General features: G+C 28.9%; 15 protein-coding genes and 2 tRNA genes. 5 read left to right on the plus strand and 12 right to left on the minus strand.

Features of this window, described 5'->3' with window-relative positions:
* Positions 1-6: 6 nt before the first annotated feature.
* From nusG to Bmayo_RS01980, 7 genes are all read right to left on the minus strand, one after another.
* Complete coding sequence (gene nusG, locus Bmayo_RS01950) at positions 7-561, minus strand: transcription termination/antitermination protein NusG (protein WP_075552085.1); 555 nt, start codon at positions 559-561, stop codon at positions 7-9.
* Positions 562-584: 23 nt separating this feature from the next.
* A complete protein-coding gene (gene secE, locus Bmayo_RS01955) occupies positions 585-755 on the minus strand; it encodes a preprotein translocase subunit SecE (RefSeq protein WP_002556990.1) in 171 nt (56 codons plus the stop codon).
* A 27-nt stretch (positions 756-782) separates the two neighbouring features.
* Positions 783-855 (minus strand) — tRNA-Trp (locus tag Bmayo_RS01960).
* 8 nt (positions 856-863) lie between these two features.
* Positions 864-1043 (minus strand): 50S ribosomal protein L33, encoded by a 180-nt coding sequence (gene rpmG / locus Bmayo_RS01965; RefSeq protein WP_002556991.1) that lies wholly within the window; start codon positions 1041-1043, stop codon positions 864-866.
* A gap of 27 nt (positions 1044-1070) precedes the next feature.
* Positions 1071-1143, minus strand: a tRNA-Thr gene (locus Bmayo_RS01970).
* 73 nt (positions 1144-1216) lie between these two features.
* On the minus strand, positions 1217-2065 hold the full coding sequence (locus Bmayo_RS01975) for a TP0624 family protein (RefSeq protein ID WP_075552086.1): 849 nt from the start codon (positions 2063-2065) through the stop codon (positions 1217-1219).
* 13 nt (positions 2066-2078) lie between these two features.
* Positions 2079-3110 carry a tetratricopeptide repeat protein gene (locus Bmayo_RS01980; RefSeq protein ID WP_075552087.1) on the minus strand — a complete coding sequence of 344 codons (1032 nt, stop codon included), beginning with the start codon at positions 3108-3110 and terminating at the stop codon, positions 2079-2081.
* Positions 3111-3451: 341 nt separating this feature from the next.
* Here Bmayo_RS01980 and Bmayo_RS01985 point away from each other — a divergent pair, with 341 nt between their 5' ends.
* Positions 3452-4111, plus strand: coding sequence for an ankyrin repeat domain-containing protein (locus Bmayo_RS01985; RefSeq protein WP_145924583.1), 660 nt, complete (start codon positions 3452-3454; stop codon positions 4109-4111).
* 9 nt (positions 4112-4120) lie between these two features.
* Here the strand turns inward: Bmayo_RS01985 and Bmayo_RS01990 are convergent, their stop codons facing one another.
* Entirely contained in the window at positions 4121-5671 is a 1551-nt protein-coding gene (locus tag Bmayo_RS01990) for a DUF8510 domain-containing protein (RefSeq protein WP_145924584.1), read from the minus strand.
* Between the two features lie 106 nt (positions 5672-5777).
* On the opposite strand from Bmayo_RS01990, the gene Bmayo_RS01995 reads away from it, so the two are divergent.
* Positions 5778-6986 (plus strand): dicarboxylate/amino acid:cation symporter, encoded by a 1209-nt coding sequence (locus Bmayo_RS01995; RefSeq protein WP_075552089.1) that lies wholly within the window; start codon positions 5778-5780, stop codon positions 6984-6986.
* A 13-nt stretch (positions 6987-6999) separates the two neighbouring features.
* On the opposite strand, the gene proS is transcribed toward Bmayo_RS01995, so the two are convergent.
* On the minus strand, positions 7000-8466 hold the full coding sequence (proS, locus tag Bmayo_RS02000; protein WP_075552090.1) for a proline--tRNA ligase: 1467 nt from the start codon (positions 8464-8466) through the stop codon (positions 7000-7002).
* A gap of 61 nt (positions 8467-8527) precedes the next feature.
* Positions 8528-9205 (minus strand): DUF2259 domain-containing protein, encoded by a 678-nt coding sequence (locus Bmayo_RS02005; protein ID WP_075552091.1) that lies wholly within the window; start codon positions 9203-9205, stop codon positions 8528-8530.
* A gap of 164 nt (positions 9206-9369) precedes the next feature.
* On the opposite strand from Bmayo_RS02005, the gene Bmayo_RS07065 reads away from it, so the two are divergent.
* The 3 genes from Bmayo_RS07065 to Bmayo_RS02020 are packed head-to-tail and all read left to right on the plus strand — an operon-like array spanning position 9370 to position 10989.
* Positions 9370-9771, plus strand: coding sequence for a hypothetical protein (locus Bmayo_RS07065; RefSeq protein ID WP_075552092.1), 402 nt, complete (start codon positions 9370-9372; stop codon positions 9769-9771).
* Complete coding sequence (locus Bmayo_RS02015; RefSeq protein ID WP_075552093.1) at positions 9768-10367, plus strand: DUF3996 domain-containing protein; 600 nt, start codon at positions 9768-9770, stop codon at positions 10365-10367. The genes Bmayo_RS07065 and Bmayo_RS02015 overlap by 4 nt, the downstream gene beginning before the upstream one ends.
* 10 nt (positions 10368-10377) lie before the next feature.
* On the plus strand, positions 10378-10989 hold the full coding sequence (locus Bmayo_RS02020) for a DUF3996 domain-containing protein (protein WP_075552094.1): 612 nt from the start codon (positions 10378-10380) through the stop codon (positions 10987-10989).
* A 51-nt stretch (positions 10990-11040) separates the two neighbouring features.
* On the opposite strand, the gene manA is transcribed toward Bmayo_RS02020, so the two are convergent.
* Positions 11041-12156 (minus strand): mannose-6-phosphate isomerase, class I, encoded by a 1116-nt coding sequence (gene manA / locus Bmayo_RS02025; RefSeq protein WP_075552095.1) that lies wholly within the window; start codon positions 12154-12156, stop codon positions 11041-11043.
* Positions 12157-14034, minus strand: coding sequence for a fructose-specific PTS transporter subunit EIIC (locus Bmayo_RS02030; RefSeq protein WP_075552096.1), 1878 nt, complete (start codon positions 14032-14034; stop codon positions 12157-12159). It lies immediately after the preceding gene.
* Positions 14035-14126: the final 92 nt, after the last annotated feature.

Raw genomic sequence — 14126 nt, forward strand, 5'->3', positions numbered from 1 at the left:
TAAATTTTAAATCTTCTCTATATGTTGGAAATCAACTTCAACAGGTGTTGACCTTCCAAAAATTTGAACTGCAACTTTTAATTTCTTTCTTTCGTAATCAATAGAACTAATAAGCCCCTCAAAGGAATCAAAAGGTCCGCCTTTAATTCTAACCCTTTCTCCTTCTTCAAAGTCATAAAGCATAAAAATAGATTTATTTGCTTTAATCTCACCAGTAAGCATAAAAACACTTTTTACTTCTTCATCATTAATAGGAATGGGTCTTTGCCCCTTACTAACACCAACAAAATTAATAACGCCTTGAACTTTGATAATATTGGCAACAACATCTTTCCAGCCTACTTCTGGAAGATCTAGCTCAATAAGAATATAACCTGGCCAAATTTTTCTCTCTCTTATTCTTTTCTTGCCATTTCTTATCTCTTCTACTTTTTCAATAGGAGCCTTAACATCTAATACCACGCCCCCAAAAACACCTTCACTTATTAAAAGTCTTATGTCTTGCTCTATCTTTTTCTCATATTGAGAATAAGTTTGAACTACATACCAGGCTCTAGACATAATTTACCCTTCTTACAATAAAACTAAAATACATAAGTTACAACAAGAAACATAAGATAATCGACTATACCTAAGAAAATTGAAACAAATAATACCAACCAAAAAACTTGCTTTCCATTTCCAACTACTTCATTATACTTAGGCCACGTTACCTTCTTAAGCTCCAAGATACTATCTTTGATAAACCTAAACACTTTAAAGCCTCACTTTAATTCTAACAACAGGTCAGGAGGGATTCGAACCCCCATCATACAGTTTTGGAGACTGTCGTTCTACCGTTGGAACTACTGACCTATTATTTATTATTTTATTTTTCCTTCCTTATGAAGAGTATGTTTTCGCAATTTTGGACAATATTTCATCAATTCTAACTTTTCTTGCTTATTGCGTCTATTCTTAGTAGTGGTATAATTTCTAATTCCTGTCTCTTCACAAATCAAAGATATAAGCTCAACAGCCCCTTTGCCCTTCTTTTTACCCATATAACAAAACTCCTAACTGCCAAAAAAAGCCCTCAATCGGACTTGAACCGACGACCCCCACCTTACCATGGTGGTGCTCTACCAACTGAGCTATAAGGGCACTAATTCCCTATAAAACTCTTTATTATCTTAGTTGATTATTTGGAAAAAAACAAGTACTAAGTTTGATTTTCTTACTTTATTACAACAAGCTTTCCATCTTGTAAGAGTTTAACATTATTGCTATTTGAAAACAACTTATTAATAGAATACTCATCAAGTATAATATCTGTATTATTTTTACCATAAATACTTTTGGCAACTAGCTTTAAAGGACGATGTCCAACCCTATTTTTATTATTATAAAGAACATCATTACTATACTCAAGCATTCCCCATTTTTTCAAAGCCTCTGAAGAAACCATTCTCTTATCAAAATATGGCCTAATGTTTTCATCATAAATTTTGATAAAAAAAGAGTCTTCTAATTTTTTAGAACCAGAAGTATTATTATAGACTTCGCCTACATAAATCACAATTCCTGTATAATCGGTTTTATCAACATCAGAATTTACCAATGGATAAAAAGCTTTATAAGGCGTTTCATGTGAAAAAAATAAATTTATAAAATCAGGAAAAAGACTAAGTTCATACCTAACGGTCAGACTTCTTAAATCTTCTGAATATTTTATATAAGATCTTTTCAAAATACTATTAGGACCTGAAAAATTAAGTATTAAGCTGGGATTCAGGTCAAAATAATTCTTAAAAGTATTTTCAGAGTCCATAATTATCTTAAAAAGAGATTCTCTTATTAATGTGTCTTTAAAATCATTAATGGTTGCTATTAATTTAGACGCTGTATTTAAACCTACTGGTCTAAATTCATTTTCATTAATTTCCTTAACAATGTCAAAACAAATAACCTTTCTGTCCCAATCAATTATTCTGTGCACACTTGTCTCGGCAGCTTCATCTTTTATTATGGAAACATTAGAATAAAGTAGAAATAAACAACTAAAAAGAAACTCAAGAAAATGCATTATCTCCTTCCTATTATTTTTTACCTAAATACACGCCTATCCAAGTCCAACCATTATTAATTTCTGGATCTTTAGGATAAACAATTCTTTTAAAAACAAAATACCATTCACGAATATGATCCCAGCCGCTTGATTCAAGATAAGATATATCGTCGCTAGAATCTGCTTCAAGATGCTTTGCAAATTGTATTCCGTTTTTCCTTCTCCCTCCAAGCCTAATCATCGTGGTTAAAAAGCTGTTAGTATTAATGGAATTGCTCTTTCCGCCCTTTTGATCCCAGCTTTGAATAAAAAAATTATTTTTATCTCTTATATTAAGTAATTTAGCAGTATCCCCAGAAAGAACAAAATTTTTAACATCCTGGATTAAATCTCCTAAATTTCTATAAACAACAAACTCTGGATTATTAAAGTAATTAATTTTTGTAACGACATTAAAATAATCTCTAGAATCTATTTTTAAATGTGCCCTTGGAATTGAAAGAAATTTTTTATAGTAAAAATAAGATTCATCGTAATCTTGAACATCTTCCAAACTTAACGCAAGATTATAGAAATAATTACCCTTTTCCTCATTATTTAAATTATCAATCCCTGTATTTAATATAAATTTATAATAATTAATTTTATCAATTGAATCAATATTCAAATTGACAATCTTTTTAGCTACTCTTGTTTTCACTGAACAGTTTTCATAAATATAATCATCAAAATTATCAACAACACTCTTGTAAATAGTAAAAGCTACAAAATCTTCTCCCATGGAATCATAAATATTGCCCATTAAATAAAGATATAAGGGATAATATTCTCTAGATTCATCATCAATAATTCCGCTATTTACAATTTCTAAAGCGTCTTCATAATTTTTATTTGCAATATATATATTAACAACCCTATCAATAATAAGAAATTTATCTAATCTATCCTTATTAGAATATTTTAAAAGATGAGTAAGATTTTGAATCTCGCTTTGTTTTTGTTTGCAAGAAGTAAATAAAAACAAAATCAAAATAAATTTAGCAATTTCAGTCAATAGATTCATAAGAACATTTTACAATATAAACTATACATAATAAAATGAACACCTCAATTTAAAAAATCATCAAAATTTTTATAAATATTAACTTAACATGACCACATTTTATATTAATACCAATACAAAAACATCAAAAGAACAAAGCTAAAGCTTAAATTTAAAACTTAGTATAAAACTCCAATATTTAAAAAATAGTATAAAATCATTTATAATTGACAATCATGACCACAAAAACGTTGCAAAATAATCTTATAATAACCTATAATAAATGTTAATTTAATGCCTATTTAAAAAAGCAATTGTCTAAAATTAAACACTTTATTAAAGGAATATAAAACTCACAAAACATGAAAAAAGAATTCATTATACCTTTACTGTTATTGCAAACAATAATGAATTTAAATTCAACAAATACTAATACAAGCGCTTCAATAGTAAAAGAATTGCAAAAAAATTTATATGTTTTCAATAGCAAGGAATATCAAAACGATAAAGACATTTTAAATGAATTTATAAATTCAATAAACATAAACGACAAAGAAATCTTACAAAGTTTAGAAAAAATTAAAAATGAGCTTTTTATAATATCTGTTTTTTACAACAATAAAAAAGGGGTTTTGATTGCACTAAATCTTGGAGCAGAAATAAATTTTAAATATAAAATATCTCCAATTTCAATTTCAATAATAAACAATGAATTTGAAATCATAAAAATATTGGTAGATTATGGAATAGGTCTTAATCAAATAGATGATACTGGTTATTCTCCAATATTTTGGGCAATATATACTAATAACGAAAAAGTATTTGAATTTTTAAAAGAAAGCGGAGCTGATTTAAGCTCCATACTTAAAAACAGAAAAACACCAATGCAAGCCGCAATAGAAACAGAAAACATAAAACTAATTAAATCTCTGGAAAAGAAAAAAATTTACATTGATGACAATTATAAAAAAGAACTTAAAACGCTTAAAAACAAAGAAATAGTCCGAATTTTAGTAAAATAGAAAATAAATTTAATACCCATCAGATAATTGGATATTTTTATCTTTATCAATAAGGTCTTTGTATATAAAAGATTTTTTAGCAAGTGTCTCTTTTAAATTTTTAGAAAAGGGTAAATTTCTCCACATTATGCCACGTACCAATTTCTCAAGCTTTTGAATTCCTTTGCTTTCTTTTTCTATCCAAAGAAAATAATCTTCTAGAAAAAAATTTTTAACATTTCCTTTTTTAATAAATTTAACATAATAATCGTAATATTGGCCCGTAATTCCTGTTTCCATCCATCTAAAAGAAGCTTGTTCTTTTGCAAGCTCCCAAACAAAATCGCCAATACCCAAAATAACCGCTTTTCTTAAGTTTTTAGCATACATAGGTATTAATATTTTACCCCTACCATTTGCTCTGTTTTTAACATCAATTGATTCCCAGCAAATCCCTTTGTCACCATAAGAAGGTATTAATATAAAATAAGGAACCACTCTAAGCAAATCTCCTCTATACGCTTTTTGAAAAAGTCTAGGCTGAATATCTTCAATTTCCCAAACAAGCTGCATAATTCTTTCTCTGCTTCCAAAAAATTGAGGGTTAGCAACTACATTATTTTTCAAAAGAATTGGAAAATGATTGCCTCTTGGCCCTATTGCAAGTTTATTAGCACTTCTAATAACCTCAACTTCATCATGTGCAATATTTGATTCAACAGACATCCCAATATTATTAATTTTATTTTGAATCTCAAAAAGCTCTCTGTTAGTATCTTCAATTTTATTGATAAAAACATTGATATCTCGATTTGATTTAATAAGATCATCAACATAATTACTAGCAAAATTCAAAGGCTTTAAAATCGAATTAGGATAAGAACTTTGCACTCCGTATTCAGTCATATAAGTTAAATCGTTTTGACTATTATTTGAAAATAAAAATTCAAACATACCCCTTAACCTGCTAAGAGCCTCTTCCCTAATCTTATCAGTTCTCTTAAGGCTGCTTTTTGCAAAATCAATATTTGCCAAAAGTTTTTCTTTCTTATTAAGTAAAATTTTTTCCATATCTTCTTCTTTAAGATTATCTGTTGGCAAATCGGTTGCTAATCTACTAAGCTTAAAACTATTAACCCCATAAAGCCATTCATCAAAATAAATAAAAGACTCATTATAATGATTGTCCCAAATAGTTTTTGAAATTAATAGCTGAATTTCAGATCCAAGTGCATTTGGAATAAGGGCAGCAAATCTAAATAAAATTTTCTGCTCAATAGTCAATTTTGAAATGTTTTTTGCAATCGATCTGAGAAAAGACCAATAAATGTTAATCACTTGATTATATTTTAAAACTCTATCAATCTCTTCTGACTGCGGATTTAAATAATCTACTAAAACTTTATGAAGCTTAAAACCAATTTCTTTACTACTTGAAATAAGATTTTTATAAAAATCTTTAGTAAAAAAATTCTTATCATGCTCCTCTAAAGTTAAAATACTTGGCAATCTTGAATCTAAATCTGTATCTACAGAATCAGGATATTTATACAAAAACCCCCCAAAAACACCCACAACCAATATAACAACACAAGTACAATTGTAACTCTAAAGTTTATATTTACAAAAAAATTTAGTACTATTTATTATACACAGTGTACCTTAAATCTCTGAAAGGAGAAGTCGTATGAATATAAAAATCAATTTCTTTTTTACTCTGCCTATTGGAATCTTTTTGGGATTATTTTTCCCTCTTGGGATTTATAGCTCTTTATCTCATGCTTTTATAAGATTATCATACTTATCTCTTATTCCCTTTTTAATATTTTCAATTCCATTAGGAATTGAAAATATTATTGAAAATAAAAACTTTAAAAAGCTCTTTGGTAAAACAATTTATTATGGAATTTTAACCAACCTATTTGGAGTTGCTATATCAATAATAGCTGCGACAATATATCTTCCACAAAGAATTCCAATACTAGAAAAAACAATACAAAATACATATTTTTTTGAAAAAGAAGCTTTATTAGAAACATTTTTCCCAAAAAATATTTTCAAAATTTTTACATCTAGCAATCCAAATCTACTAAGCATCTATATGATTTCAATAATAATAGGCACCAGCTTTTATTATGCAAAACAAAAAGGCAGAATAGCTAGAGAACTGATGCTAAGCGCATCCAATCTTTTTTACCATGCAAATGGGTTTATTGTAAATATATTAAATATAGGAACCATTTTTATAACAGCAGATTACACTGCAAACTTAAAAAACTTCAAGGATTATCAAAATTACATAAATAGCATAACATTCTTTTTAACATGGACAATTATAATTTTATTTGTAATATTGCCAACAATTAGTTATAGATTGACAAGAAGCTTTAAAATGATATACAAAGGAATATTTGTATCATTTCAAAACATAATATTTTCAGGACTTGCAAAAGATTCTTATTCCCCTTACGTGATACTAATAGAAGATATTAAAAATGAAAGAATAAATATAAAAAAATCCATAATTATAAACATACCTTTAATAAATTTTGTATCGAAATTTGGCACTATTTTTGTTTCAGTAATATCATTTTTTATAATTTTAAAATCATATTCTAGCTTACCCATTTCTGTCTATGAAATAAGCTATATGAGTACTTTATCATTTTTTTTTGTATTAGCATTTCCTCATATACCAAATAGCTTAATTTATATAATTACAATGCTTTGCTCCACCTATACAAAAGGAATAGAATTAAATGTTTCCAACATAACACCAATGCTACCAATATTAATCTCTTTGGCTTTACTAATCGACTTTGCTTTTAACATTGCAATCATTCATATAATAAACTTCAAAGAATTAAAAGATCAAGAAAAAATAAATCAAAGCTAAATAGCCAAATAAATTAATAAGATTTGGCAAATAAAACAAAATATTTGGCCCTAGAAGAACAATAAATACAAGTCATATCTGCTAAATCTCTGGCTTTGAAATCATCAGGAATACATCTTATTGTAGCTTTAGTTTCATTTTTAATAATATTTTCGCAATTCAAGCCGCCACACCAACAAGAAAGCACAAATCCAGAATAATCATTCATATAAGATTTGAATACCTCATAACTATCCTTGCCGCTTCTAAAAATCTCCTTAGTATTTAAGGTCCTAAAATTCAATGCTTTTTTAAATAAATCTTTTTGCATCAAATCAAGTTCCACCTTAACCTTGCTTACAAGAGAATCAAGCGATATTTGATACTTAAATTTTCTATCTTTATCTCTTCTTGAAATAGTAACAGAATTCAAAAGGACATCATTTATCCCTACTTCAAGGCGTATTGGAATTCCTTTAAACTCGGCAGATGAAAATCTAAATCCTGGAGAACTTCTAATATCCTTATCAATTTCAACCCTAAATTCTGCTTTTTTTAAAGTACTCACAACACAATCAGAATAATCCAAAATTTTTTTATTAATCTCATCTTCTTTTTTAAAAATAGGAATAACAATAATTTCTATTGGAGCAATTCGAGGCGGCAAAACTAAACCTTTCTCATCAGAATGAACCATAATCAAAGCACCAATCAATCTAGTAGAAACACCCCAGCTACTAGCAAATACATGCCTCATCTTACCATCTTTATCTTGAAATTTTACATCAAATGCCTTTGCAAAATTTAAACCTAAATAATGAGATGTAGCAGCTTGAAGCGCTTTTTTATCTTGCATCAATGCCTCAATTGAATAAGTAGAAACAGCTCCAGCAAATTTTTCCTTTTCAGATTTTTTACCACAAAAAACCGGAATAGCTAAATAGTCTTCTATGAATCTTTTATATACATCCAAAATAAGCAAAGTTTCTTCTAATGCCTCCTCTTCAGTAGCATGGGCAGTATGCCCTTCTTGCCATAGAAACTCGGTAGTGCGCAAAAAAGGCCTTGTTCTCTTTTCCCAGCGAACAACATTTGCCCATTGATTAATTTTAAGAGGAAGATCTCTGTAAGACTTAATCCACTTGCTATACATATTCCAAATAATTGTCTCAGAAGTAGGCCTTAAAACTAAAGGCTCTGCCAAACTCTCCCCACCAGCATCCTTAATAATAGCAAACTCAGGTGAAAATCCATCAATATGATCCCTTTCTCTTTCTAAAAAACTATAAGGAATAAGCATAGGAAAATATGCATTATTATGTCCTGTCTCTTTAAATTTTTTATCAAGTATGCTCTGAATTTTACTCCAAATAGAATATCCATAAGGCATAATTACCATACATCCTTTTACAGGACTGTAATCAGCAAGTTTTGCTTTCTGAACTATATCTAAATACCATTTAGAATAATCATCTTCTTTTGATGCTATAAAATCACTCATACATTATCCTTAATAAAGCATTACACTTCTTAAAAAACTAAATAATTATATTCAATTATATTCAATATTTTTTAACTTCAACCATAAACCGCTTATACTTATTCCCATAAGAATTTAACATGATTTTTTCCAAAACAAAAACAATTCCATCTTCATTGGGGAATAAAACAATCTCTCTTATTTTGTAATCAATAACATTCTTTCTATAGTAACTTCCTCTTCCAACAGTTAAATGTTTTTCTCGAGTTGAATCACAATGCCTGACAGATAAAAAAATATTAAAAGAAGAAGAAAGTTCTTGAGAATTAATATCCTTATTTACAAAAACTTGATATTCGTTTCCTGTTTTAAAATCAACAAAATTTAAAAAATCTGTTTCTGGAATTTCACTCTTTACATAAAAATAAATTTCGCGCCCTCTTCTTAAATGATTAATTTTAAATTCCTTAACCTTGAAATTAATCATCTTCAAAAGCTCATAAAGACTTTTATCATAACTGTCTGAATACTCAATATGCTCTTTAAAAATCTTAGAATGTACTCCAGAGTTTGCAAAATTATTTTTAACAACATCAACAAAGTATGCAGCAGAGTAATAATACCCATTTTCAAAACCATATTCGCCAAACATAAAATATTTATCATTATTAGAAAATCCTAAATTTTTAAAAAAAATATTTTCTGGAAACCCCAATAAAAAAGAAAAAAAATAAAAAAAAACGATATACAGTTTAATCATAAGCTTTACATAAGTTTAATAACAATAAATTATGTACTAAACTTATTTATAAATTAATTTAGTCTTACTTAAAATAATATCAAACAGCATTTCAAATTCAAAACTTTGATATACTATTTGTTTATAGATTAAAAACTTAATATTCAAATTTTTGGGATAAATTTTTGAAAAAAAGAATTAGTGGGCTAAAATTAACCTCCAAAGCCTTGGAGCAAATAAAATTTTATTGCAAGAGTTTAAAAATAAAACATCACAATAAAACTTGCTTATTAAAATTTCATAAATTTACATTTTTTTCAAAAGCTAAAAAATCAATTCAAAAATATATTTCCAAAAATCCTATACAAACAAACAAGATTAACATCAATATGCAGTCAAGTAGTATAATAATACCTGTATTTGTGATTAAAAATTTTTTGATAAACAAAACAATAAAAAATTTAACAATAAAGTTTTGCTATCAAAATAAGCAAATAAATATCAATATTTTTAATTTTTTATGCTTTATTAAAAATATTGTAAAAATAATATCTAAAATTAGAGATAAAAAAGGAGAATTTCAATGAGAATGCTATTAGCAACAATAATACTTATATTAACAACAGGTTTATTAGCTGCCCAATCAAAAAGCAAAAGTATAACTGAAGATGACTTTGATTTTGAAAAACTTCTTGCAAAAGAAGAGTCTGTACGCCGTTTATTTGGCATAGGTTTTGGGGTTGGATATCCACTTACAAACATTACAATATCTGTCCCATATGTAGACATAGACCTTGGCTACGGAGGATTCGTAGGGCTTAAACCCAACAATTTCTTACCCTATGTTGTAATGGGAGTAGATCTTTTATTTAAAGATGAAATACATAAAAATACTATGATTTCTGGCGGCATTGGAATAGGCGCAGATTGGTCAAAAGGAAGTCCTGAAAAATCTGATGAAGAGGAAGAAAATGAAGCACAACAATCAGCTTCTCTTCAGAATAGAATAGGGGTTGTAATAAGACTCCCTTTGGTAATAGAGTATAGCTTTCTTAAAAATATTGTGATTGGATTTAAAGCTGTTGCTACTATTGGAACAACTATGTTATTTGGTAGCCCAATGTCATTTGAAGGAGCTAGATTTAATTTCTTAGGCACAGGCTTTATAAAAATATATATATAATGGAGAATAAATGATAAAAAATTTTAAAAAAATACATATTTTAACATTAGTATTAGGTGTGGTACACCTTTCTTTTGCATCTGACAATTATATGGTCAGATGCAGCAAAGAAGAAGATTCAACCACCTGCATTGCAAAGCTTAAAGAAATAAAAGAAAAAAAAAGTTATGACTTATTTTCAATGGGCATTGGAATAGGCGATCCTATTGCAAACATTATAATTACAATTCCTTATGTAAATATTGATTTTGGATATGGAGGTTTTATTGGCCTTAAGTCAAACAATTTCGAAAATTATCTAAATGGCGGAATAGATATTATTTTTAAAAAGCAAATTGGACAATATATGAAAATCGGCGGCGGCATTGGAATAGGCGCAGATTGGTCAAAAACATCCCTTATACCTCCTGAAGAAGAGGAAGAAACTGAATACGAGAGAATAGGCGCTGTTGTAAGAATTCCTTTTGTAATGGAATATAACTTTGCAAAAAATTTATCCATAGGATTCAAAATTTATCCTGCACTAGGACCAACAATATTGCTAACAAAGCCAAGCATTTTATTTGAAGGAATTAAATTTAATTTTTTTGGATTTGGATTCATAAAATTTGCATTTAATTAACCAAATAATTAATTGGCAATTAAAATTAAGCTCACATAAGCAAGCTTAATTTTAATTAAAACCAGCAATAAAAGCTTGACCATCCCCATCAATAAACAAGTTTTCAGCTTTTCTACCTATAAATATGCTCTCTCCTTTTTTAAGATCTAAGGATTTATTTATACTCACACACCCATTTAAAACTAGCAATACCATTGCACTATTTCTATCAATGCAAATGCTCTCATTTATTTTTTTTTGAATCAGTTTCAAATTAGTATTTGGAAGTCTAAATACACTAAAATTATTTTGAAAATCGGGATTTAAAAATGATAACTTTCCTTCTTCAAATTTACCAACTCTTAACATCTCTTCTTTATCAATATACTTAGTAGTAAGCCCAGCTCTAATAACATTATCGGAATTGGTCATAAGCTCAATGCAGTCTCCCTTAAGATATGCATGTACCTCCTGACTATTTGTATAAACAACTTCTCCTGGTTTTAACTTTAAAATATTCATGCCTAAAAACACTAAAAGGCCCACATCTATACCATAAATATTGTAAATTTCATTAAACCAATAGCCCCTAAAATTATCAATAAGGTCCAAATTTTTTAAAATTTTTTCAATAATCTTCTCAAGTTCATTCGTTTGTAAATCAAAAATGGTTTTTACAAAGTCTCTATGTGATTGAAAATCGAAATTTAATTTCAAAATTTCACAAATTTTTTTAATCTCATCCAAAGGCAAAAAGCCTTTAAGAGCATAAAAATCACTCAAGGCATATATAAGTTCAATTTTAGGGTTTTTATCTTTATATATCCTTTTAGGGTCATCAATGTCTATCCCTTTATTACTCTCTGATTCATACCCTTTTAAAGCAATATCTTTAGAAGGATGAATTTGAATAGATAAAGGTTTATTCGCAGACAATACCTTAAATAAAAAAGGAAATTCGTCATTACAGCCTAAAAGCTCTTTATGGTCTTCTAAAAAATCGCTTAAAAGCACATATTCATTTTTATATAAAATCTTACTAGAAAATGTCTTGTGTGCTCCAAGCCACATTTCAGCCTTAGGTCTTCCATCAATCTTATCACCCAAAAGATTAGGAATAAAATTAATCCCTCCCCAATCATATTCTTTAATATTATTTTTCATTAAAAAAATATTATTTTCATTCATTCACTCAGATTCCTTTAATTTTAAAGATTTCAAAAAAATTACCAAAGCTGTTGCAACTGCAACTCCAACAGCAATTGCAATAATAAACTCAAATTTATTATCAATAACAGGAAACACTATTGGCCCTCCATGTGGAGCATGATTAGCAACACCTAAAAAAGCAGCAATAATGCTTGACACAGCTCCTCCTACCACTATTGAAGGAATTACCCGCCCAGGATCACTAGCAGCAAAAGGAATGGCTCCCTCGCTAATGCCGATAAATGAAATTAAAAAGGCTATTTTACCGGATTCTCTTTCTTCATTTTCAAATAATTTAGGCGCCAAAAAAGTTGCAAGCCCCATAGCCATAGGAGGAACAGGAATAGCTGCTGCTACCATTCCCATTATTTCTGGCACTTGAGGAATTAGCCCTACACCAAAAAGAAATGCTACCTTATTAAAAGGCCCGCCCATATCAATGGTGATCATTGAACCTAGCACCAAGCCTAAGAAAATTTTACCCAACACACCAAACGTTTCTGAATTGCTCTGTAAAGATTTAAGTCCACTCTCAAGCACCCCCATAAATTCTCCAATATAAACACCAACGTACAGCATAAAAAAACCAACAATAATGGTGCTTATTAACGGAATTACAAATATGGGCATCACAGGCCTTAGCCACTCAGGAACAGATCTCTTTGCTAAAAACCTTGCAACATAGCCTGCAAGAAACCCCGCAAATATTGCGCCTAAAAAACCTGCTTTTACATTTCCAGACATTACTCCACCAACAAGACCAGGCGCAAGACCAGGCTTATCAGCAATTGCCATTGAAATAAAACCAGCAAGCACAGGAAGCATCATTCCAAAAGCAACAGAACCAATATCTGCAATCTGCTTATAAAATGGATGCTCGGAAAAATTAGGCCCATCAGGTCCAATCCCAACAAAAGCAATACTAAGAGCAATTAAAATTCCCCCACTTGCAACAACAGGAATCATTGGAGATACTCCACTCATTAAATATTTATAAAAATTACCTTTGCCTGTTGCAATCGAAGCTTTAGGAGTGCCATTAACACCAGAGTCTTTACTTTTAAATACTGGAGCATTAAAAGATTCCTTAATAATATTTTCTGTATTGTTTATTGCTTTTACAGTTGAAACTTTATAAACTCTCTTGCCTTCAAATCTCTTTTCATCAATATCCTTATCAACAGCAAGTATTACAACAGCTGCATTCCTAATTTCTTCTTCAGTTAAGGCATTTTCAATACCAATAGATCCTTGAGTTTCAACCCTAATGTTATAACCCTGCTTTTTAGCTTCATTTTCAATCTTCTTTGCTGCAATATATGTATGAGCAACTCCAACAGGACAAGCAGTTACAGCCACTATTTTTTCTGCTTTTGTATCTCTAAAAACCTCTTCTTTCGCTTTTCTTTGAACATTTTCTATATAATAATAAATGTCATCAGTAGTAATAAACCCACTTAAAGCATTTTGGAAAGTATCATCCTCAAACAGTTTAGCTATAAACGCAATTGCTTTAAGATGCTCATTGCCCTGTTGCTTTTTTGACATACAAATCAAAAATATTAAATTAACAGGAGGATTTTCTTCAGACCACTTAACCCCAGCACCTTTAATGTAAAGCAATGAAATAAAACTGGTCTTAACAACATCTCCTATAAAATGAGGAATTGCAACCCCATTTTCCCAAGAAGTGTCACCTATATTCTCTCTATCAAGAATTCCTTGAAGAAACTCTCTTTTATTATCTATATATCCCTTATCATTGATTTTTTCAACTAAAAAATCAATTACATCTTCTTTTGAATTTACCTCTGGCAAAATAAATACAAGATCTTTTTTCAAAAAATTAAAAAACATAACTGTGGTCTCCTAGCAATTAAACATATTGTATAATATACAATAAAATAGCATACCACAGCCACCTAATATAAAAAATATTTTTTAATCTA

The organism is Borreliella mayonii, from assembly GCF_001945665.1.
GTDB lineage: Bacteria > Spirochaetota > Spirochaetia > Borreliales > Borreliaceae > Borreliella > Borreliella mayonii.